The following is a 20,903-nucleotide window of genomic DNA, read 5'->3' as shown; positions in this document are numbered from 1 at the left end:
ATGCCCCGCTACGTTCTCGTCACCGGCGGCGCCGGTTTCATAGGCAGTCATATCTGCAAAGCGCTGTCGCGCGGCGGCATGATCCCGGTTACCTACGATAATCTCTCGACCGGACATGCCGACAGTGTCCGCTGGGGGCCGCTCATCCGGGCGGAACTTGCCGACGCAGCCGCGCTGCGCCGGACCCTTGCCGAGTTTTCGCCGGATTGCGTCATCCATTGTGGTGCCAATGCCTATGTCGGCGAATCCGTCGAGATGCCGAGGAAATATTACCGGAACAACGTCGTCGGCAGTCTGACATTGCTGGAGGCCTGCCTCGACCAGGATATCGACCGGATCATCTTTTCGAGCAGTTGCGCCACCTATGGCGTCCCCGCCTCGCTGCCGATACGGGAGGAAAGCCCGCAGCACCCGGTCAATCCCTATGGACGCACCAAGCTGATTTTCGAAATGGCGCTCGAGGATTTTGCCGCTGCCTACGGCATCCGCTTTGCCGCACTGCGTTATTTCAATGCGGCCGGAGCCGATCCAGACGGCGAGCTCGCCGAGCGTCATCAACCCGAGACCCATCTCATCCCGCGCGCCCTTCTCGCCGCCGCCGGCAGGCTGGAGCGGCTCGATATCTTCGGCACCGATTATGCGACCGAGGACGGAACCTGTGTTCGCGACTATATTCATGTCAGCGATCTCGCGCAGGCGCATCTCGCCGCCGTCAATCATCTGTTGGCGGACGGCGGCTCGCTCAGCGTCAATCTCGGCTCCGGCCGGGGCACCTCGGTGCGCGAGATTCTCGAGGCGATCCATCGCGCCAGCGGCCGCGAAGTCCCTGTGCGTTATCGCTCCCGCCGCGTCGGCGATCCGCCGATCCTCTTTGCCAATACTGCAAGGGCGAAAGCGGAACTCGGCTTCTCGCCGGCTTTCTCGGATATCGATACGATCATCCGCACCGCCGGTCCCACCTTCGGGCTGGAGATGAGGGCATGAGCAATGTCTCGCAAATCGGCCATGGCGTCAGGACGGCCAAAGCCGTCACTGCTGATGCATTCGATCCTGTTTTCACCGGCTGGAACCGTGTCGCCTATGGCTTCGGCATTCTCTGCTGGCTGACGGCACTCGGCTATTTCTGGATCTGGTGGTGCCAGTCCGCCCATATCATTTCCTGGGCCACCTTCGTGCTCGTCACCCTCGTGCTTGCCTGGATCACGCTTGTGCCGGCCTATTTCATCCTGATCTTCCTCGATGCGAGGACGGTCAGCCCTCGCGCAGGGCTGCCGGAAGGGCGGGTGGCTATGGTCGTCACCAAGGCGCCGTCCGAGCCCTTTGCCGTCGTCCGCACTACGCTGCAGGCGATGCTCGACCAGATCGGCGTCGATTTCGATGTCTGGCTCGCCGACGAGGACCCTTCGGAGGAAACCAGGCGCTGGTGTGCGGCGCACGGCGTGCTGATCTCCACCCGAAAAGGTGTGGCGGAGTATCATCGCACCACCTGGCCGCGCCGGACGCGTTGCAAGGAAGGCAACCTCGCCTATTTCTACGACCATTTCGGCTATGCGCGCTACGATTTCGTCGCCCAGTTCGATGCCGACCATGTGCCGACGCCGACCTACCTCCGTGAAATCCTGCGCCCCTTCGCCGATCCCGAGATCGGCTACGTCTCCGCTCCGAGCATTTGCGATGCCAATGCCGGGACAAGCTGGGCGGCGCGCGGCAGGCTCTATGCGGAGGCAAGCCTGCACGGTTCGCTGCAGACGGGTTACAACAACGGCTGGGCACCTCTTTGTATCGGCTCCCATTATGCGGTTCGCACCGCCGCCCTTCGTCAGATCGGCGGCCTCGGCCCGGAACTTGCGGAAGACCATTCGACGACGCTGATGATGAATGCCGGCGGCTGGCGTGGCGTGCATGCCGTCGATGCGATCGCGCATGGCGACGGACCGGCGAATTTCACCGACCTCGTCGTCCAGGAATTTCAGTGGTCGCGCAGCCTGGTCACCATTCTGTTGCAGCATTCGCGCCGCCACATCATGCACCTGCCCTGGCGGCTGAGGTTCCAGTTCGTGTTCTCGCAGCTCTGGTACCCGCTCTTTTCCGTCTTCATGGCCATGATGTTCCTGCTGCCGGTTGCTGCGCTGCTGACGGGCCGTGTCTTCGTCAATGTCACCTATCCGGATTTCCTGCTGCATTTCGCGCCGATGTCGATTGTCTTGACGCTGTTTGCCTTCTTCTGGCGGACAACGGCAACCTTCAGGCCGCACGATGCGAAACTGCTCGGCTGGGAAGGGCTTGCCTTCATCTTTCTGCGCTGGCCATGGTCGCTTGCCGGCAGCCTTGCCGCTGTTCGCGACTATATCTGCGGCTCCTTCGTCGATTTCCGCATCACGCCGAAGGGAAGGCAGCAGCGGTCTTTGCCGCTGCGCGTCATCGCGCCCTATATCGGGCTCGCCGGCCTTTCCGCCGCCGCAATGATGTTTGCGACCGATGCCGCGGCCGCCCAGGGTTTTTATGTTTTCGCCATGATCAACCTCACGGTCTACCTGTCGCTGACGGTACTGATCGTTATTCGCCACGCGGTCGAAAACGATCTGCCGCGGCTGCCGCAATCGCGCGGGCTGTGGCTTGCGACAGCCACCGGGCTTGCGATTTTTGTCGCCGGCGGCACGCAGGCGGGGAGCCACGGCCTGCGCGGCCTCGAAGCTCTTTCGCACGGCCAGACGTTCGTCAGTTTCACCGAAACGCAATTTGCCGTGGCCGGCGCCGGCCTCGGTGGCGGCAAGACCAGGATCGTGAAATTCCACCTGAGATGGAATGGTTTCGGCAGAACCGGCCGAGACGAACAGGGTGCGTGAGCCGGCGGAACCGGCAAGTGTCGAGTATGGAGGATGTAATGAGTATCGGATCGAGACTATGGGGAGCAGCGCTTGCTCTCAGCCTGTGCCTGCCGGTGGCAGCGCACGGCGCCGAGGTCGCCAAAAAGCAGGCGCCGACGCCGCTCAGCGCCTATGAGCTCTATCGGATCTACGGCGACAAGACCTGGACCTGGAACACCGGCGGCGGCCGTTTCTTCGACGACGGCCGGCGGTTCGTCGCCTGGAGCAACGACAAGGGGAAGCCGTCCTTTGCTGAAGGCAGATGGGTGGTCGACGATCTCGGCCAGCTCTGCATGCGCGCCACCTGGACGAATGCCGAGGGCGCGGCCCGCGCCAGCACCTGTTTCGGACATCGCAAGATCGGCAACACGATCTACCAGCGGCGCCAGCCGAACGGCGAATGGTATGTCTTCCGCCACGCATCGGTTCGTCAGGATGATGAATTCCAGAAGCTTGTTCCCGCCGATACCGTGAGCGCGAAGGCAAGCGAAGTGAAGCAGATCCTGCTGAGCCAGGAAATAGCCCGAAAAGGAGGGTGAGCCGTGAAGAAGCTGATGAAAAACCACCTCTCGACCGCCGCGATAGCGCTGCTGCTACTGTGTGTCGCGGATCTGCCGGGCCGAAGCGAAGTGCAATATGCCGCCTTTGCCCCGAACCCGGCCGCGGCCGTGCGGACGATCATCGACAAGCGCCCCGTGCTTCACGCCGACGGCATCAAGTTCGGTGCCTACGATCCCCACGGCGATTTCGGCGCCCAGGCGAATGTCGCGACCGAAGCCCTGTTCTTACCATGGGAGGACGTCGACCTCGAGACGTTGCGCGTCGCCGATGCCTATGCGCAGGCCAGAGGCCGCAACTTGCTGATCACCGTGGAGCCATGGTCCTGGGACGTCGATTGGCGGCTGACCTCCACGGAGCTTCGCGCAAAGGTTCTGCGCGGTGATTATGATGTCAACATGCGTGCGATCGCACAGATGATATCCCAGCTGAAAAGCCCGGTGATCGTTCGCTGGGGACAGGAGATGGAAGACAAGTCGGGTCGGTTTTCATGGTCCGGCTGGAGCCCGCAGGACTATATCGCGGCCTACAAGCGGATGATGAACATTGTCCGCCAGGAGGCGCCCGGCACCGAGCTCATGTGGTCGCCGAAGGGAGAGCCTGGCCTCGAGGCCTACTATCCCGGCGACGATTATGTCGACCTCGTCGGGCTCTCGGTCTTCGGCCTGCAGCGCTACGATGAGCTTGCCTACAATGAGCACCGGACCTTCTCGGAAGCGCTGAAGCAGGGATATGATCTCGTCGCCGGCTACGGAAAGCCCGTCTGGGTGGCGGAGCTCGGCTATGAAGGCGGCGACGCTTATATGAAGCCGTGGATCGAAACTGTCACGTTGAAGCAGAGCGCCTTCCCCAATCTGCAGGAAGTGGTCTATTTCAACGATCGGGATGTGCACGCTTGGCCCTTCAATCTCGGCCGGCCGGACTGGCGCGTGGTCGAAAGCCTGGGCAACTGACATTCCAAAAAAAGAGAGGTCCGCCGGGGTGTTGCGGGCCTCTCCTCTCATGTCCGGCGACCGATCATCCCTTGATCGTTGCCTTACCCTCTTCGATCAGCCGGGTTGCCGCATCGGCGGGCGAGACCCGTTCGAAGGCGAGTTCGTCACAAATCGGGCGCAGCACGCGCTGATCGAACTGCGTCGATCCCATCGGCGCCGGCGCCGGATATTCGCCGACCTGATCCTTGAGGAGATTGACGTATTTGACCGTTTCCTGCTCCGTCGGGTTGAGCTGGGGCAGGATGGCTTCGCGCACCGTCGGCGACATCGGCACGCCGCGCTCGACGCCGAGGATCTTGCCGGCCTCGACATCGTTGACGAAGAAATTGATGAACTTCGCTGCCTCTTCGGCGTGTTTGGTCGTGGCCCCGATGCTCCAGATCAGCGCCGGACGGTAATAGTGGCCAGACGGCCCGCCCTTCTTCTCGCGTGGCAGCGTGGTGATACCGATCTTGTTCTTGATGATCAGCTGATAGCCGACCATCTGGTTGGAATAGGCCATGCCGATCGCCGACTTGCCGAGCCCCAGGCAATTTGTGTCGATCGTGTTCTGGTCGAGCGTCTGCACGTCTGCGGCGACCGTGCCGCCCTTCTTGCGCAGGTCTTCCCAGTAGGTGAACCATTCCTTGGCGTCATCGGCGTTGAAGCCGAGGGCAGCGCTTTCCTTGGCATAGAGGCTCTTGCCGCGCTGGCGTAGCCAGGCGTCGAAGACGTAGGCGTAGCGGGCGGCATAAGGTCCGCCTGCAAAGCCCTGCTTGCCGACTGCCTTCGTTAGTTCGACGGCGAGCTTGGCGTATTCTTCCCAGGTGAGATCGGGCGTCGGCAACGGCAGGCCGGCCTTTTCGAAGACAGGAATGTCGAAGAACATCGAGAAGGAGTTGAGGCCGAGACCGATGCCATAAAGCTTGCCGTCGACGGTGGTGAGCTTCAGCATATCAGCCCCGAAGCTATCGACCTTCAGCGTCGTGGGCACGAATTCGTCGAGCGCCAGGCTGGCGCCGCGCCTCGAATAGTCCGAAATCGTACTGGGCTCCAGCTGGAAGACGTCGGCGACGGCGCGGCCGGCCATCTGGGTGGCAAGCTTCGTCCAGTAGCCGTCGCCGGAGAGCGATTCGCCCACCACGGTCACCCCGGGCGATTTCGACTGATAGAGCTTGGCAACCTCGAGCGTACGCTTGGCGCGGTCGTTGGATCCCCACCACATGGCGCGCAACTGTGCGTCTTCGGCAAAGGCCGGAATGGCGCTTCCGGCGCCGAAGGCGAGGCCGGCGGCCGCGCCGGCTGAACCCATCAGGAATGAACGGCGATTGACCTGCATGATATCCTCCTTGTTCCAATATGCCCGCTGCCATCCTCCAATGGCGTTGTCAGAGCATTTCAGCAAATAGACTACGCAAAAAAATTTTTATTGCAAGAACCAATCATTTTCTTGCAAATTTGCATTATTTGCATAATGTTTGCCCCATGAACGACCAAAAAATCAGACGGCCGCGTCAGGCCGATATAGCCACATTGGCCGGCGTCTCGGTCTCCACGGTGTCACGCGTGCTCGCCAACGAACCTGGTATCAGCGAAAGCGTGCGCCGGCAGATATTGAAGGTGGCAGCCGAGAACGGCTATCCCGTCAAGCCTGCTTCCGAAGCGGTTGCGGGGGGACTGGCGCTGATTGCCAGCGACGGCGTCACCGGCACCCTCAGCGTCTTTTATGAAGCGATCGTTGACGGCCTGCGCGCCGGCGCTGCCGAAGCGGGCATGCCCTTCGAAGTCCGGCTGGTCCGCGAAGATCGAACCACGCCGGATGCCGTGCGCGACTATATGCAGACCGCAGGCGCTGAAGGTCTCTTTCTCGTTGGTATCGATCCGAACGAGATGTTGCGCGACTGGCTGCAAGCCAGCATGACCCCCACCGTTCTTGTCAACGGCACCGATCCCAGGATGCAGTTCGATGGCGTTTCGCCGGCTAATTTCTTTGGCGCCTATGAGGCGACCAGCCGGCTGATAAAGGCCGGCCATCGCCGCATCCTGCATCTGAGCGGCTCTCACCGCCATACGATCCGGGAGCGCGTGCGCGGTTTCGAGGCGGCGATCGCCGCCGTCCCCGGCGCCGAGGGCCGTCTCTTGTCCCTAGCCCTTCAAGGCAGCGCCAGCCGAGAGGCGCATGAACGCACGGCAGAAGCACTTGCCGAGAATGCTGGTTTTACCGCCGCCTTCTGCATGAATGATTTTATCGCCGTCGGCGTGCTCGAGGCCGTTACCGAGGCCGGGCTGCGTGTGCCGGAGGATTTCGCGATTGTCGGCTTCGACGATCTGCCCTGCGCGCTCATGACCAATCCGGCGCTTTCCACCATGCGTGTCGACCGCGCAGCCCTCGGGCGCGAAGCCGTTTCGCTGATGCTGTCCCGTTTCCGCAACAGGACGGCCTCTGCGCGCCACATCTGCCAGGCGGTCGTTCCCATTCCGGGAGGGACTGTTCCGAACGCCTAGAACAGGATGATTTAGGCCAAGGCCTAAAATCTGAATCCTGTGCTAAATTAAATAGTTAGAGCATGATGTCGTCCGAAAACCGCTCACACTTTTCGGCATCATGCTCTAGAACCCGTGAGTGATACCGATGACCTATGATCCCGCCAGCGCCAACCCGCTCGCCGGCAATCCGCTGGAAACCCGCGCCGATATGAGCCGCGCCCTGCTTGCGCTCTTCGATCCGCTGCTTGCCTGTTTCTCGAAGGGTAATGCCCGCGTCACCCTCAATGGCGGCGCCGCCCATTTCGACCGGGCGGCGGCCGATCTCGAAGGGTTCGCCCGCCCGCTCTGGGGATTGGCGCCGTTTGGCGCCGGCAATGGCGACTTCGCCCACTGGCATCGTTTCGCCGAAGGTCTCGCAAACGGCACTGATCCCGCCCATCCGGAATATTGGGGAAAGGTCAATGGCCGCGATCAGCGGATGGTCGAGCTTGCCGCTCTCGGTTTTGCCCTGGCGCTGGTGCCGGAAAAGATCTGGGAGCCGCTCGATGCGCGCGCCCGCGGCAATGTCGTCGCCTATCTCAAGCATGTCAGACAGTTCGACTATGCCGACAACAATTGGAAATTCTTCCGGATCTTCGTCGATATCGCGCTCGATCGTCTCGGCGCCGATTTCGACCGCAGCCTGACGCGGCAATATCTGCAGGAGCTCGAAGGCTTCTATATCGGTGACGGCTGGTATCGCGATGGAAACGTCCGCCGCATCGACCACTACATTCCCTTCGCCATGCATTTCTATGGCCTGATCTATTCGAAGCTCGTCGACGACGATTATGCAAAGCGCTACCGCGAGCGCGCGGTCCTCTTCGCCCGAGATTTCCGGCACTGGTTTGCCGCCGACGGGGCGACGATCCCCTTCGGCCGCAGCCTGACTTATCGTTTTGCCTGTGCCGGCTTCTGGTCGGCGCTCGCCTTTGCCGATGTCGAGGCTCTGCCCTGGGGCGAAGTCAAGCATCTCTGCCTGCAGCATCTGCGCTGGTGGAAGGATAAGCCGATTGCCGATCGCGACGGCGTGCTGTCGATCGGTTTCGGCTATCCGAACCTGCTAATGTCGGAGAGCTACAATTCCGCCGGCTCGCCCTACTGGGCCTTCAAGGCCTTCCTGCCGCTGGCGATCGCTGAGGATCACCCATTCTGGACGGCGAAGGAAAAAGTGCCGGAACAAGCACCTGACATCGTCTCCCAGCGTCATCCCGGCATGGTGATCATGCGGGCGGGCGGCGATGTCGTTGCGCTGTCTTCCGGCCAGGAAAACCTGCAGATGCGGTGCGGCACGGAAAAATATGCGAAGTTCGCCTATTCGGCCCGCTACGGCTTCAGCGTCGAGGCCGATGAGCGTGCCTTTGCGCTCGCTGCCTTCGATTCAGCGCTTGCCTTCAGCGATGACGGCCTGCACTACCGCGTGCGCGAAACGAACGAGGAAGCCAAGATCGCAGGCGAGGTGCTGTTTGCGAAATGGTCGCCTTTTGCCGATGTCGACGTCGAAACCTGGCTCGTGCCCGCCGCACCCTGGCATATCCGCCTCCATAGGATCAGGACAAGCCGGCCGTTGCGGATTGCCGAAGGCGGATTTGCCATCGGCCGCCGGGATTTCGAGCTGGATACGCTGTCCGCTTCGGGTGGGATTGCCTATGCGGTCGGCGACGCCGATTTCACCGGCATTCTCGATCTCGGCTCTTCGGTCAAACGTTCGGGTATTGTCCAGAAGGCAATGCCCAACACCAATGTGATCGTCGCGAAAACCCTGGTGCCGCAGCTGCGTGGGCAGATTCCGGCCGGTGAAACCATCCTGGTGACGGCGGTGCTGGCGCTTGACGATCCCGCCGCCCTCTCGTCCGCCTGGACAAGACCGCCGAAAGCACCTGAGATTGCAGTGCTGGAGGCCCTGGTGAGGGAAAAGGGCGTCACAGTCAGCGCCATCGAAGCGCCCGGACAAATGCCATGAGCCAGCCGGCCATTATCCTTGCCATGCAACCGTCGCGCACGCAGCACGTCCTGCCGGATGAGGTCCTGCGCCGGTTGAGTAGTATTGGTCGCCTGCTTGATTCCAAGCCGCTGCAGCGCTTCGACGACGAGCGTGCGAAACGTCTGCTGACCGAGGCGGAAATCCTGATCACCGGCTGGGGCGGGCCCTATGTCGGGCCCGAAATTCCCACTGCGGCGCCGCATCTCAAGTTCATCGTCCATGCGGCGGGCACGGTGAAAGGCGTCATCGACGACGCCATCTTCGAAGCCGGTATCCCGGTCAGCCATTCGGCCGAGGCCAACGCCGTGCCGGTGGCCGAATTCACGTTGGCGGCAATCATCTTCGCCGGCAAGCGCGTCTTCCGTTTCCGCGATCTCTACGTTGCCGACCGAAACCGCGACCGGACACATTTGATGCAGCGCGAAGCGATCGGAAACTATCGCCGCACCGTTGGCATCGTCGGCGCTTCGCGCATCGGCCGGCGCGTGATCGAGCTCTTGAAACCCTTCGACTATAGACTGCTGCTCTCCGATCCGACGCTTGATGCCGCCGAGGCCGCCGGCCTGGGAGCAGAAAAGGTCGATCTCGACGAATTGATGCGGCAAGCGGATATCGTTTCCCTGCATGCGCCGTCGCTGCCGTCGACGCAGCATATGATCGATGCGCGAAGGCTGTCGCTGATGAAGGACTGCGCGACGCTCATCAACACGGCGCGCGGCATTCTCATCGATGAGGCCGCCCTGCTTTCAGCGCTCAAGACCGGTCGCATCGACGCGGTCCTCGATGTCACCGATCCGGAAATCCCGGAGGCAGGTTCTACTTTCTACGATCTACCGAACGTCTTTCTGACACCGCATATTGCCGGCGCCATCGGGCTGGAACGGGCGCGCCTCGGCGAGATGGCGGTGGATGAGATAGAGCGCTTCGTGACCGGCAAGCCGCTGCTCTACCAGATCCATCAGGCAAATCTCGAAAACATCGCCTGAGGCGCGTCGAGGGCTTAGGCGAAGGGCTTCAGCGCGACGTCCTCAGCGAATTTGGCGAACCGTCATTGGCAAGTTCAGGCATGAGATCGGCAATCTCGACCACCTTGCCGGTGCGCGAACTCGTCAGCGCCGCAATGCCGCAGAGCACCGACATGGCACCCGCCCGCGTGCCGGCGCGTTGCGCAAGCTTGTCTTCCATGTCGGGCTTGAAGATCATGTTGCGCATCCGGTCGTCGCCGCCGTAATGGCCGCCGGTGAAATGCGGAACGACGATGCGCTCTACCGCCTCCCTACCGTTCGGGAAATTGCGGATGAGCAGGATCGTGTCCTCCTTCGGCTCTTCCCAGGGCTGGGCCTCATATTGACGAAGCTCGATCCGGCCTTTGGTGCCGTTGAAGGCAAGGTGATGGCCTTCGATCGGCTGGAAGGTGTTCAGCGAATAGGAGACATGGACATTGTTACGATAACGGAGCGACACCACCATCGTATCGGGAATGTCGATGTCCTCGCGGAAGACGCAGCCATCTCGGAAGTAGCCGTCGATCTTCGAGGGATCCTCGTAGAGTGAATCGAGGAAGGGATCGGCCTCTAGATCGAGATAGTAGTCACATTCATGCGCGTGCGGACAGAGCTTGCAGCGCGGGCCGCGGAACGGGCCTTTGCGGCCGTAATTCTGCAGGTCGGCGAAAGAGGTGACGGCTTCGGGATCGCTGTCGAGATACCAGTTCAGCAGATCGAAATGATGCGTGGCCTTGTGGACGAACAGGCTGCCGGAATTTTCCGTATAGGCATGCCAGCGGCGGAAGTAGTCGGCGCCGTGCTTGGTGTTCAGATACCAATGAAAATCGACTGAGGTGACCCGGCCGATCTCGCCGGCATTCAGCAATTCCTTGATCTTCGCAGCCGTCGGCGCATAGCGATAGTTGAAGGACACGTCGACCCGGCGACCAGTGCGCTTTTCGGCATCCAGAATCCGGCGAATCTTTTCGACCGAGGTCGTCATTGGCTTTTCGGTAATGACGTCGATGCCGGACTCCAGCGCCCGCACGACAATATCGTCATGCGTATGGTCGGGCGTACAGACGATGACCAGATCCGGCTTCTGCTCGGCAAGCATCGAATCGATGTTTTCGTAGAGCGGCGCATTGCTGCCGATCATGTTGCGGGCGCGCTCGCCGCGCAGCGAATTCCTCTCGACGATGGCGGTCAGGTCGACATGTTCGCGCCAGCCGGCAAGCAGATCCTTGCCCCACATGGTGGTGCCGCGGTTCCCGGTGCCGATCAGGGCAAAACGGCGTTTCTCCATCGAATGATCCTCCTGCGTGATGAAACAAATACTGAAAATCAGATCTGGCAGCAGCTCCGGAAGCGTTCGACGCAGGTGGCGATCACTTCGTCGGCCGGGCGTTTCCACCAGTTTTCGGCCGAAAAGATCTCCACCTCCTGCGCGCCGAAGAAACCGGCGGCCTCCACCATCCGTCTTATGCCTTTGAGGTCGATCACACCATCGCCCATCATGCCGCGGTCGAGCAGCATGTCTTTTGTCGGTACCAGCCAGTCGCAGATGTGATGGGCAAAGATGCGTTTCATGCGTCCGGCGCGGGCGATCTGGTTGGCAAGATCGGGATCCCACCAGACATGGTAGACATCGACCGCAACGCCGACATCCTCCCCGAGCTGCTCGCACATATCGAGCGCCTGACCGAGCGTGTTCACGCAGGCACGGTCGGCGGCATACATCGGATGCAGCGGTTCGATGGCGAGCTTCACGCCAGCAGCCTGCGCATGCGGCAAAACGGCGGCAATGCCGTCGAACACCATTCGGCGCGCGGCGACGATGTCCTTCGAACTATCAGGCAGACCGCCGACGACGAGCACGAGGCAATCGGCGGAAAACGCTGCCGCCTCATCGATGGCCCGTCTGTTATCGTCGAGGTTTTTCTGCCAGTCGGCATCGTTCGCCGCCGGGAAGAAGCCGCCGCGGCAAAGGCCGGTCAGCTTGATGCCGTTCGATTTGACGATATGCACCGCCTCGTCGAGACCGACCTTGGCGACCTGGTCGCGCCAGGGGGCGATCGCGGTGATGCCATGTTTCAGGCAGATATCGACGGCCTCAGCAAAGCCGCATTGCTCGCGGATCGTTGCCAAGTTGATCGAAAGTCCTTCGACCTGCATGTCATTCTCCTCCCATCACTACAGCGCCGCGCGTCTCTTCAGACGCGCAAAGGACGCTGTAGCACTTTGAATTGCTGCATAATTTTGTCCTCAAATCGGTTCCGACTTAAGGACAAAATTATGCAGCAGCCCGTGCTTCAGTTGACGCCGTGGACGGCAAGCACCTGTTTCATGCGCGCCGTTGCGAGTTCCGGATCGGCGAGAACCCGGGCCTTGTCGGCCAGGCGGAAGAGTTCGGCCAGATGCGTCAGCGAGCGGGTGCTCTGCTGGCCGCCGACCATGACGAAATGATCCTGCAGGCCGTTGAGATAGGCGAGGAAGACGACGCCGGTTTTATAGAAGCGGGTTGGCGCCTTGAAGATGTGGCGCGATAGCGGCACGGTCGGCTCCAGCAGATCGAAGAATTCATGATTGCTCTTGCGGCCGAGCGCTTCGAGGGCTGCCGAGGCAGCCGGAGCGATCGCATCGAAAATGCCGAGCAGTGCGTCGGAATGGCCCTCTTCGTCGCCGGCGATCAGTTCGGCATAGTTGAAATCGTCGCCGGTATACATCCGCACGCCTTTCGGCAGCCGGCGGCGCATCGCCACTTCCTTCTCCTTGGAGAGCAGCGAGATCTTGATGCCGTCGACTTTGTCGGCATGGGCCTCGATCACCTCGAGGCAGGTGGACATGGCTTGAATATGATCACTGTTGCCCCAATAACCCTCAAGCGCCGGATCGAACATTTCGCCGAGCCAATGGATGATGACGGGTTCTTTGACCTGGCGAAGGATCCGGTCATAGACACGGATATAGTCGCCCGGCCCTTTGGCGGCGGCGGCAAGCGCCCGGCTGGCCATCAGGATGATGCGGCCGCCGGCTGCCTCCACGGTTTCGATCTGCTCCTCATAGGCCCTGAGGATCGTGTCGACGGTGACGTCGGGTCCCGGCGTCAGATGGTCGGTGCCGGCGCCGCAGGCGATCAGCGCATCCTTGCGGCCGGCCGCCTCACTGAGCGCCCGGCGGATGAGGTCGCGCGCTTCCGGCCAGCCGAGGCCCATGCCGCGCTGCGCCGTATCCATCGCCTCGGCAACGCCGAGGCCGAGATCCCAGAGCCGGTGGCGGAAGGCCAGCGTCCGCTCCCAGTCGATCGCCGGCGTCAGCCACGGATCGTTGTCGGCGAGCGGATCGGCTACGACATGGGTGGCGGCATAGGCGATGCGCGGAAAGGCCTTGGCGTCGCGCTTGGCGAGCGCGATCGGCGTGCCGGTCAGCGTGTAGGGAACGATCTTGCCGTCGAGAGGGAGATTGATCGTCGTCACGGCTCAGAACTCCAGTGCGGGAACGTCGAGCCAGCGGCGCTCGCCCCAGGATTTCAGGCCGAGTTCGGCAAGCTGCACACCCTTGGCGCCGGCTTCCAGGCCATAGGGCCACGGTGCGTCTTCGACGACATGGCGGATGAACATTTCCCACTGCGCCTTGAAACCGTTGTCGAAGGCCTGGGTATCCGGAACCTCGTCCCAGGTCTTGTAGAAGTCGATCGTCTGCGGCTGGTCCGGGTTCCAGACCGGCTTCGGCGTATTGACGCGGTGCTGGCTCCAGCATTTCGTCAGACCGGCGACGGCCGAACCATGCGTGCCGTCGACCTGGAAGGTGACGAGGTCGTCGCGGCGGACGCGGACGGCCCAGGAGGAATTGACCTGCGCGATCGCGCCGCCTTCGAGCTCGAAGGTCGCATAGGCTGCATCGTCGGTGTCGCAATCATAGGGCTTGCCCTGCTCGTCGATGCGGCGCGGAATATGCGTAGCACCGAGGCAGGAGACGGCTTTGACTTCGCCGAACAGATTATCGAGCACATAGCGCCAGTGGCAAAGCATGTCGAGGATGATGCCGCCGCCGTCGCCCTTGCGGTAGTTCCAGGAGGGGCGCTGGGCCGGCACGCCCCAATCGCCTTCGAAAACCCAGTAGCCGAATTCGCCGCGCACTGAGAGGATCTTGCCGAAGAAGCCGGAATCCCTGAGCAGCGCTAGCTTGCGCAGGCCGGGCAGGAAGAGTTTGTCCTGCACGACGCCATGCTTGAGGCCGGAGCCGCGCGCCTTGCGGGCAAGGTCGAGTGCCACCTGCAGATCGTCGGAGATCGGCTTTTCGCAATAGACATGCTTGCCGGCATCGAGCGCCTTGGACAGAAGTTCGGCGCGCATCAGCGTCGTGCCGGCGTCGAAGAAGATCGTGTCGTCGGGATTGGCGAGCGCGGCATCGAGATCGGTCGACCAGCGCTTGATGTTATGCTTCTTCGCCAGCTCTTCCATCTTGGCGCCGTTGCGGCCGACGATGATCGGGTCGATCTCGAGTTTCTCACCCGATTTCAGCGTGATGCCGCCCTGGTCGCGGAAGGCGAGAATCGAGCGCACCAGGTGCTGATTGTAACCCATGCGGCCGGTGACGCCGTGCAAGATGATCCCCAAGCGTGCCATTTTTTCCTCCCAGCAGATTTTTGCGGCGGGAGCGGGCATCCTCGTCCGGTCCTCCCGAGCCGGTAACTAAACAGTTACTTGATGGCAGAAGAGCAACGCGGCTGTCAATAGTCAAATCCGAATTTAGAGATTCAGCGCTTGATCGAGGTCAGTGTGACGTGGACGATATGCCTTTCCCAGGCATTGAGATGGGTCGGCTCGATCAGGTCGCGGCCGAAGATCGTCGAAAGCGTGTACTGGTTGGACAGGTAGAAATAACCGAGCGAGGCGATCGTCAGGTAGACATGCAGGGGATCGGCGGACTCGATGAAGACCCCCTGCTTTTTTCCCTGCTCGAGCACGTCCGAAAGCTCGCCGATCAGATGCGAATGCAATTCCTTGAGCCGGACGGACTGGCGCAGCCAGCGGGCCCGATGCAGATTTTCCGTGCCGAGCAGGCTGAGGAATTCCGGATGCTGGAGGAAATAACGCCAGGTGAAGAGCGCCAGTTCGCTGATGCCTTCCTCGGGGCTGCGGTCGCCGATATGCAGCGCGCGCTCGGCGGTGCGGATGCCGACATAGGCCTCTTCGAGCACTCTGAGGTAGAGCTGCTCCTTGTCGCCGAAATAGTGATAGAGCATGCGCTTGTTGGTGCCGGCGCGCTCGGCGATGGCGTCGACACGAGCTCCGCCCATGCCGTTTTCGGCAAATTCCCGGGTTGCCGCGTCAAGGATAGCAGCGCGTGTCCGCTCCGGATCGCGTTGGGCCGTCCGTTCGGTAGATGGGCGCCGAGACCTTTTCTTTTCCCCATTCCCCCCGCTGTCGTTCATCTCTCCACCTCCGTCTCACATGTTGCGCTCATAAGCCTTCGGTGCGAAATTGTAAAAACCGAATTTGAAAGCCCCGCGAGCGACACCGCTTGACACGCTCGCCGCTTTGCCCGTAGCTTGTAACCAATTAGTTATTTATGCAAGGGTAACTAGGTTCGGAAGCGTGTGGAGGCGCTTCCCTTTGGAGGAGGAAAAGAAATGACATTCCGTGTAAACAGACGTAATTTCGTCGCGGGAGGCGCCACGCTTCTCTCGCTCTCGGCGCTGGGCACCAGCGCTTTGGCACAGGAAAAGCGCTTGCGTCTCCTGTGGTGGGGCTCGCAGCCGCGCGCTGACCGCACCAACAAGGTATCGCAGCTCTATCAGTCGAAGAATTCGGGCACCTCGATCACCGGCGAATTCCTCGGCTGGGGCGATTACTGGCCGCGCCTTGCGACCCAGGTCGCCGGTCGCAACGCGCCCGATGTCATCCAGATGGACTATCGCTATATCGTCCAATATGCACGGCGCGGCGCGCTCGCCCCGCTCGAATCCTATATGCCGGCCAAGCTCAACCTCGACGATTTCGACAAGGCGCAGATCGAAGGCGGCAGCGTCGACGGGCATCTCTATGGCGTCAGCCTGGGCGCGAATTCGGCGGCCACGGTCCTGAACACCACGGCCTTCAAGGAGGCCGGCGTCGATCTGCCGACTCAGGCGACGACCTGGGAAGAGTTCGCCCGTATGGGTGCGGAGATCACCAAGGCAGGAAAACGCAAGGGCATGTTCGGTTTGGCCGACGGCAGCGGCGGCGAACCGTTGTTCGAAAACTGGCTGCGTCAGCGTGGCAAGGCGCTTTATACCGCCGACGGCAAGATCGCCTTCGACGTGGACGATGCCTCCGAATGGTACGACATGTGGGCCAAGTTCCGTGAGGCCGGGGCCTGTGTTCCTGCCGATATCCAGGCTCTCGACAAGAACGATATCGAAACCAACACGGTCTCGCTCGGCAAGTCGGCCGCCGGTTTTGCCCATTCCAACCAGTTCGTCGCCTATCAGGCAATGAACAAGGACAAGCTGGCTCTGACCAACTACATGCGCATCAAGCCGGAATCGAAGGGCGGCCACTATCGCAAGCCTTCGATGTTCTTCTCGGTCTCCGCCCAGTCGAAAGCCGTGGATATGGCCGTGGACTACGTCAATTTCTTCGTCAAGAACCCCGAGGCAGCGCTGCTTCTGGATGTCGAACGCGGCATTCCGGAATCGAGCGCCATGCGCGAGGTCGTCGCGGCAAAGCTTGATGAGAACGGCAAGGTGGCATTGGCCTATGTCAGCGGCCTTGGCGAACTCGCCGGCAAATTGCCGCCGCCGCCGCCGGCCGGCGCCGGTGAAGGTGAGCTGATGTTACGCAACATCGCCGAACAGGTCGGCTTCGGACAGCTGTCCCCCTCCGACGGCGGCAAACAGCTTGTCGCTGAAATCACGCAGATTCTCGCACGAGGCTGATCCCGTATGAGCAATGCGATGCGCACGCCCGCAGGGGCCATCAATGTGGAAAGATATCAGGGGGCCGTGGCCGAAGGACGCTTCAAGCGTCTCTGGAATGCCAATGCTCCCGGCTATCTCTTCCTTCTTCCATGGCTCATCGGCTTTTTCGGGCTGACGCTCGGGCCGGCCCTGATTTCGCTCTACCTTTCCTTCACCGACTTCGACATGCTTCAGTCGCCGCGGTGGGTGGGAATGGCGAATTACGTGCGCATCGCCACGGCGGATCCGAAATTCTCGGCCGCCATGTATGTCACCTTGACCTATGTCGTCTTCTCGGTGCCGTTCAAGCTGACCTTCGCATTGCTGGTCGCCATGGCGCTGAACCGCGGCCTGCGCGGGCTGTCGGTCTATCGTGCCATCTTCTATCTGCCGTCACTGCTGGGCGGCAGCGTGGCGATCGCCGTGCTCTGGCGCCAGCTTTTCGCCAGCGATGGCCTCGTCAATGCCGCGCTTTCGTATTTCGGTATCGAAGGTCCGAGCTGGATCTCGCATCCGAACTATTCGATCTATACGCTGGTGGCGCTGTCCGTCTGGCAGTTCGGCTCGCCGATGATTATTTTCCTGGCCGGCCTGCGCCAGATCCCGCAGGATATGTATGAGGCCGCGAGCCTCGACGGCGCCTCCAAGTTCCGGCAATTCTACAAGATCACGCTGCCGCTTCTGACGCCGGTGATCTTTTTCAATGCCGTCGTCCAGACGATTGATGCCTTCAAGGCCTTCACGCCGGCCTTCATCATATCAGGCGGCACCGGCGGTCCGATCAACTCGACGCTGTTCTACACGCTCTACCTCTATCAGGAAGCCTTCGGCAATTTCCGCATGGGCTATGCCTCGGCGCTCGCCTGGATCCTGGTGGTGATCATCGCGATCTTCACCGCCTTCTCCTTCCTGACCTCGCGTTATTGGGTGCACTACGATGACTGAGATGACCGCTTCCGTCACTGCGGCCAGGCCGCCATCCGACATCACCAAACGCAGCCTGCCGGCGTCGCTCATCATCCACGCCCTGCTGATCGCCGCTTCGCTCCTCATGCTCTATCCGCTGTTATGGATGGTTTCGGCATCGGTCAGGCCGGAAACGGAGATCTTCTCGTCGACCTCGCTCATCCCGTCGTCGATCGATTTCTCCTCCTATGCGCGCGGTTGGGTCGGCCTCGATGTCAGCTTCGGCCGGTTCTTCTGGAATTCGCTGGTCATCTCGGTGCTCGTGGTGACGGGCAATGTCATCGCCTGTTCGCTGACGGCTTTCGCCTTTGCGCGGCTGCGTTTTGCCGGCCGGAATTTCTGGTTCGCGATCATGCTCGGCACGTTGATGATCCCCTATCACGTGACGCTGATCCCGCAATATGTGCTCTTTCTCGATCTCGGCTGGGTCAACACAATCCTGCCGCTTGTCGTACCGAAGTTCCTGGCAAGCGATGCCTTCTTCATCTTCCTGATGGTGCAGTTCTTCCGCGGTATTCCGCGTGAATTGGACGAGGCGGCGATGATGGACGGCTGCAGCGCTTGGCGCATCTATTGGAAGATCATGCTGCCGCTGTCGCTGCCGGTGCTGGCAACGGCCGCCATCTTCTCCTTCATCTGGACCTGGGACGATTTCTTCGGTCCGCTGATCTACCTGAACGACATGAACACCTATACGATCCAGCTCGGCCTGCGCACCTTCGTGGATTCCACCAGCGCATCGGATTGGGGCGGTTTGTTCGCCATGTCGACCCTGACGCTCGTGCCGGTGTTCTTCTTCTTCCTGTTCTTCCAGCGCCTGCTGATCGAGGGCATCGCCACGACGGGCATGAAGCGTTGATGGCGATGACGGGAAAGAGCGACATGAGCATCAGAACGGTCGCGATCGTCGGCTGCGGTATCGGCCGCTCCCATATCGTCGAGGGTTACCTGCCGCATTCCGACAAGTTCAAGGTCGTGGCGATCTGCGACCTGAACGAGCAGCGCATGGCAGCGGTCGGCGATGAGTTCGGCATCGAACGGCGCACCACCTCTTTTGCGGAACTGCTGGCCGACGACACGATCGACATCATCGATATCTGCACCCCTCCCGGCATTCATCTGGAACAGGTGGTCGCAGCGCTTGCCGCCGGTAAACATGTCGTCTGCGAAAAGCCGCTGACGGGCTCGCTTGCCGCCGTCGATACCATCATGGCAGCAGAAAAGACCGCCAAAGGCGTACTGATGCCGATCTTCCAGTACCGTTACGGCGACGGCATCCAGAAGGCCAAACGGATCATCGACGCCGGTATTGCCGGCAAGCCCTATACCGCTTCGGTCGAAACCTTCTGGCTGCGCAAGCCGGAATATTACGCCGTGCCTTGGCGCGGCAAATGGGCGACGGAACTCGGCGGTGTGCTCGTCACCCATGCGCTGCACCTGCACGACATGCTGATGCATCTGATGGGTCCGGCGGCAAGGGTCTTCGGCCGCGTCGCCACCCGCGTCAACGATATCGAGGTCGAGGACTGTGCCTCCGCCAGCCTGCTGATGGAAAACGGCGCCTTTGTCTCGCTTTCCTGCACGCTTGGTTCACAGGAACAGATTAGCCGGCTCAGGCTGCACTTCGAGAATGTCACTTTCGAAAGCAGCCACGAGCCCTATACACCCGGCAAGGACCCCTGGAAGATCATCGCCGCGAATGACGACGTCCGGGAGCAGATCGACAAGGTGGTTGGCGACTGGAAGCCGGTCGCGCCGCGTTTCACCACGCAGATGGGCCAGTTCCATGCTTTCCTCAGCGGCCATGCGCCGCTGCCGGTGACGACAAAGGACGCGCGCCGCGCGCTGGAACTCGTCACCGCCATCTACCAGTCTTCCGACAGCGGCGCCGACGTGCCGCTGCCGGTCGGTCCCGATAGTCCGAAATACGCCGATTGGCGCGCAAGAACGAAGTAACTGACAAAATAAAAAGAGAGGGTTTTGAGAAGATGGCAACCAGTGTCGTTCTTCAGAAGGTCGAGAAGCGCTACGGCGCGATGGATGTGATCCATGGCATCGACCTGACGATCGATCCCGGCGAATTCGTCGTTTTTGTCGGCCCCTCCGGCTGCGGAAAATCGACCCTTCTGCGCATGATTGCCGGCCTTGAGGAGATTTCGGGCGGCGCGCTGCTGCTCGACAGCGAGCGCATGAACGAGGTGGCGCCGGCCAAGCGCGGTATCGCCATGGTTTTCCAGTCCTACGCGCTCTATCCGCATATGTCGGTCTACAAGAACCTCGCCTTCGGCCTGGAGACGGCGGGTTACAAGAAGGCAGAGATCCAGCCGAAGGTGAAGCGCGCCGCCGAAATCCTGCAGATCGAGAAGTTGTTGGAGCGCAAGCCGAAGGCGCTCTCCGGCGGCCAGCGCCAGCGTGTCGCCATCGGCCGGGCCATCGTGCGTGAGCCGCGCATCTTCCTGTTCGACGAGCCGTTGTCGAACCTTGACGCCGAACTGCGCGTGCAGATGCGCGTCGAGATCTCCCGCCTGCACCGCAGCCTCGGCAATACGATGATCTATGTCACCCATGACCAGGTCGAAGCCATGACGATGGCGGACAAGATCGTGGTGCTGAATTCCGGCCGCATCGAGCAGGTCGGCGCGCCGCTCGATCTTTACAACAACCCGGCCAACCGCTTCGTCGCCGGTTTCATCGGCAGTCCGAAGATGAATTTTCTGAAGGCGCGCATCGAGCAGGTCGGCGAGACCGAAACCAGCATCCATGTCTGCGGCAATTCCGTCCGCCTGCCACGCCGGCTGAAAGGCGGGGCGGGAGAGGAGGTCACCTTCGGCATCCGTCCCGAGCATCTTTCGCTGGCCGATGGCGCAATCACGCTCTCGACCGTCAACGTCGATCTCGTCGAAAATCTCGGCGGCGCCACCATGCTCTACACCACCACGCCGGATAACCAGCTCCTGACCGTCGCGCTTGACGGCCAGCAGAAGGTGGAGCGCGGCGCCAATGTGAAGGCCTCCTTCGATCCGGCCCGCTGCCACGTCTTCGATGCCGCCGGCAAGACGATCTAAGCGCGCCGCTGCTTGACATCAGATCCTCCTCTGG

At 61.4% G+C, this 20,903-nt stretch carries 18 protein-coding genes; 12 read left to right on the top strand and 6 right to left on the bottom strand.

All coding sequences use genetic code 11. The annotated features are described in order from the left end of the window. The 4 genes from galE to FFM53_RS12925 are packed head-to-tail and all read left to right on the top strand — an operon-like array spanning nucleotide 1 to nucleotide 4,378. Nucleotides 1-984 (top strand): UDP-glucose 4-epimerase GalE, encoded by a 984-nt coding sequence (galE, locus tag FFM53_RS12940; RefSeq protein WP_138388548.1) that lies wholly within the window; start codon nucleotides 1-3, stop codon nucleotides 982-984. Continuing rightward, nucleotides 981-2,846 carry a glycosyltransferase family 2 protein gene (locus FFM53_RS12935; RefSeq protein WP_138388547.1) on the top strand — a complete coding sequence of 622 codons (1,866 nt, stop codon included), beginning with the start codon at nucleotides 981-983 and terminating at the stop codon, nucleotides 2,844-2,846. The genes galE and FFM53_RS12935 overlap by 4 nt, the downstream gene beginning before the upstream one ends. Nucleotides 2,847-2,884: 38 nt before the next feature. Continuing rightward, a complete protein-coding gene (locus tag FFM53_RS12930; protein WP_138332045.1) occupies nucleotides 2,885-3,406 on the top strand; it encodes a DUF995 domain-containing protein in 522 nt (173 codons plus the stop codon). 3 nt (nucleotides 3,407-3,409) lie between these two features. Further along, the gene (locus FFM53_RS12925; RefSeq protein WP_138332046.1) at nucleotides 3,410-4,378 is read left to right on the top strand and encodes a glycoside hydrolase family 26 protein; all 969 of its coding nucleotides are present in this window, start codon (nucleotides 3,410-3,412) and stop codon (nucleotides 4,376-4,378) included. A gap of 64 nt (nucleotides 4,379-4,442) precedes the next feature. Here FFM53_RS12925 and FFM53_RS12920 read toward each other — a convergent pair whose 3' ends face one another. Beyond that, on the bottom strand, nucleotides 4,443-5,738 hold the full coding sequence (locus FFM53_RS12920) for an ABC transporter substrate-binding protein (protein WP_138388545.1): 1,296 nt from the start codon (nucleotides 5,736-5,738) through the stop codon (nucleotides 4,443-4,445). A 146-nt stretch (nucleotides 5,739-5,884) separates the two neighbouring features. Here FFM53_RS12920 and FFM53_RS12915 point away from each other — a divergent pair, with 146 nt between their 5' ends. The 3 genes from FFM53_RS12915 to FFM53_RS12905 all read left to right on the top strand — a co-directional run bounded on the left by FFM53_RS12915 (nucleotide 5,885) and on the right by FFM53_RS12905 (nucleotide 9,895). Beyond that, nucleotides 5,885-6,904: a LacI family DNA-binding transcriptional regulator gene (locus tag FFM53_RS12915; RefSeq protein ID WP_138388544.1), complete on the top strand. Its 1,020-nt coding sequence runs from the start codon at nucleotides 5,885-5,887 to the stop codon at nucleotides 6,902-6,904. 127 nt (nucleotides 6,905-7,031) lie between these two features. Continuing rightward, nucleotides 7,032-8,888, top strand: a complete 1,857-nt coding sequence (locus tag FFM53_RS12910) for a DUF2264 domain-containing protein (RefSeq protein WP_138388543.1) — start codon at nucleotides 7,032-7,034, stop codon at nucleotides 8,886-8,888. Continuing rightward, nucleotides 8,885-9,895, top strand: a complete 1,011-nt coding sequence (locus tag FFM53_RS12905; RefSeq protein ID WP_138388542.1) for a hydroxyacid dehydrogenase — start codon at nucleotides 8,885-8,887, stop codon at nucleotides 9,893-9,895. Before FFM53_RS12910 ends, FFM53_RS12905 begins: the two co-directional genes overlap by 4 nt. A 28-nt stretch (nucleotides 9,896-9,923) precedes the next feature. Here FFM53_RS12905 and FFM53_RS12900 read toward each other — a convergent pair whose 3' ends face one another. The 5 genes from FFM53_RS12900 to FFM53_RS12880 all read right to left on the bottom strand — a co-directional run bounded on the left by FFM53_RS12900 (nucleotide 9,924) and on the right by FFM53_RS12880 (nucleotide 15,332). After that, entirely contained in the window at nucleotides 9,924-11,201 is a 1,278-nt protein-coding gene (locus FFM53_RS12900) for a Gfo/Idh/MocA family protein (protein ID WP_138388541.1), read from the bottom strand. Nucleotides 11,202-11,239: 38 nt separating this feature from the next. Beyond that, a complete protein-coding gene (locus tag FFM53_RS12895; protein ID WP_138388540.1) occupies nucleotides 11,240-12,070 on the bottom strand; it encodes a sugar phosphate isomerase/epimerase family protein in 831 nt (276 codons plus the stop codon). A 137-nt stretch (nucleotides 12,071-12,207) separates the two neighbouring features. Further along, entirely contained in the window at nucleotides 12,208-13,371 is a 1,164-nt protein-coding gene (locus FFM53_RS12890; RefSeq protein WP_138388539.1) for a dihydrodipicolinate synthase family protein, read from the bottom strand. A gap of 3 nt (nucleotides 13,372-13,374) precedes the next feature. Beyond that, on the bottom strand, nucleotides 13,375-14,523 hold the full coding sequence (locus FFM53_RS12885) for a Gfo/Idh/MocA family protein (protein WP_138388538.1): 1,149 nt from the start codon (nucleotides 14,521-14,523) through the stop codon (nucleotides 13,375-13,377). A gap of 131 nt (nucleotides 14,524-14,654) precedes the next feature. Next, nucleotides 14,655-15,332, bottom strand: a complete 678-nt coding sequence (locus FFM53_RS12880) for a TetR/AcrR family transcriptional regulator (RefSeq protein WP_138332054.1) — start codon at nucleotides 15,330-15,332, stop codon at nucleotides 14,655-14,657. Nucleotides 15,333-15,530: 198 nt separating this feature from the next. Here FFM53_RS12880 and FFM53_RS12875 point away from each other — a divergent pair, with 198 nt between their 5' ends. Genes FFM53_RS12875 through FFM53_RS12855 form a run of 5 tightly spaced genes read left to right on the top strand, consistent with a single transcriptional unit; the run spans nucleotide 15,531 to nucleotide 20,869 of the window. Then, complete coding sequence (locus FFM53_RS12875; protein WP_138332055.1) at nucleotides 15,531-16,817, top strand: ABC transporter substrate-binding protein; 1,287 nt, start codon at nucleotides 15,531-15,533, stop codon at nucleotides 16,815-16,817. A gap of 6 nt (nucleotides 16,818-16,823) precedes the next feature. Then, complete coding sequence (locus tag FFM53_RS12870; protein ID WP_017962699.1) at nucleotides 16,824-17,783, top strand: carbohydrate ABC transporter permease; 960 nt, start codon at nucleotides 16,824-16,826, stop codon at nucleotides 17,781-17,783. Beyond that, complete coding sequence (locus FFM53_RS12865) at nucleotides 17,776-18,663, top strand: carbohydrate ABC transporter permease (protein WP_138332056.1); 888 nt, start codon at nucleotides 17,776-17,778, stop codon at nucleotides 18,661-18,663. Before FFM53_RS12870 ends, FFM53_RS12865 begins: the two co-directional genes overlap by 8 nt. After that, on the top strand, nucleotides 18,663-19,760 hold the full coding sequence (locus FFM53_RS12860) for a Gfo/Idh/MocA family protein (protein ID WP_173883579.1): 1,098 nt from the start codon (nucleotides 18,663-18,665) through the stop codon (nucleotides 19,758-19,760). Before FFM53_RS12865 ends, FFM53_RS12860 begins: the two co-directional genes overlap by 1 nt. A gap of 32 nt (nucleotides 19,761-19,792) precedes the next feature. Then, nucleotides 19,793-20,869: an ABC transporter ATP-binding protein gene (locus tag FFM53_RS12855; RefSeq protein WP_138332058.1), complete on the top strand. Its 1,077-nt coding sequence runs from the start codon at nucleotides 19,793-19,795 to the stop codon at nucleotides 20,867-20,869. The last annotated feature ends 34 nt before the right edge of the window (nucleotides 20,870-20,903 follow it).

It is taken from the genome of Rhizobium indicum, assembly GCF_005862305.2.
In the GTDB taxonomy this organism is placed as follows: Bacteria; Pseudomonadota; Alphaproteobacteria; order Rhizobiales; family Rhizobiaceae; genus Rhizobium; species Rhizobium indicum.
The sequence above is the reverse complement of the archived record's forward strand: the minus strand, read 5'-3'. Positions and strand labels throughout refer to the sequence as shown.

Coding starts and splice junctions, on each gene's coding strand:
- galE (WP_138388548.1), top strand. CDS start 1: ATGCCCCGCTACGTTCTCGTCACCGGCGGCGCCGGTTTCATAGGCAGT.
- FFM53_RS12935 (WP_138388547.1), top strand. CDS start 981: ATGAGCAATGTCTCGCAAATCGGCCATGGCGTCAGGACGGCCAAAGCC.
- FFM53_RS12930 (WP_138332045.1), top strand. CDS start 2,885: ATGAGTATCGGATCGAGACTATGGGGAGCAGCGCTTGCTCTCAGCCTG.
- FFM53_RS12920 (WP_138388545.1), bottom strand. CDS start 5,738: ATGCAGGTCAATCGCCGTTCATTCCTGATGGGTTCAGCCGGCGCGGCC.
- FFM53_RS12915 (WP_138388544.1), top strand. CDS start 5,885: ATGAACGACCAAAAAATCAGACGGCCGCGTCAGGCCGATATAGCCACA.
- FFM53_RS12910 (WP_138388543.1), top strand. CDS start 7,032: ATGACCTATGATCCCGCCAGCGCCAACCCGCTCGCCGGCAATCCGCTG.
- FFM53_RS12905 (WP_138388542.1), top strand. CDS start 8,885: ATGAGCCAGCCGGCCATTATCCTTGCCATGCAACCGTCGCGCACGCAG.
- FFM53_RS12900 (WP_138388541.1), bottom strand. CDS start 11,201: ATGGAGAAACGCCGTTTTGCCCTGATCGGCACCGGGAACCGCGGCACC.
- FFM53_RS12895 (WP_138388540.1), bottom strand. CDS start 12,070: ATGCAGGTCGAAGGACTTTCGATCAACTTGGCAACGATCCGCGAGCAA.
- FFM53_RS12885 (WP_138388538.1), bottom strand. CDS start 14,523: ATGGCACGCTTGGGGATCATCTTGCACGGCGTCACCGGCCGCATGGGT.
- FFM53_RS12880 (WP_138332054.1), bottom strand. CDS start 15,332: ATGAACGACAGCGGGGGGAATGGGGAAAAGAAAAGGTCTCGGCGCCCA.
- FFM53_RS12875 (WP_138332055.1), top strand. CDS start 15,531: ATGACATTCCGTGTAAACAGACGTAATTTCGTCGCGGGAGGCGCCACG.
- FFM53_RS12870 (WP_017962699.1), top strand. CDS start 16,824: ATGAGCAATGCGATGCGCACGCCCGCAGGGGCCATCAATGTGGAAAGA.
- FFM53_RS12865 (WP_138332056.1), top strand. CDS start 17,776: ATGACTGAGATGACCGCTTCCGTCACTGCGGCCAGGCCGCCATCCGAC.
- FFM53_RS12860 (WP_173883579.1), top strand. CDS start 18,663: ATGGCGATGACGGGAAAGAGCGACATGAGCATCAGAACGGTCGCGATC.
- FFM53_RS12855 (WP_138332058.1), top strand. CDS start 19,793: ATGGCAACCAGTGTCGTTCTTCAGAAGGTCGAGAAGCGCTACGGCGCG.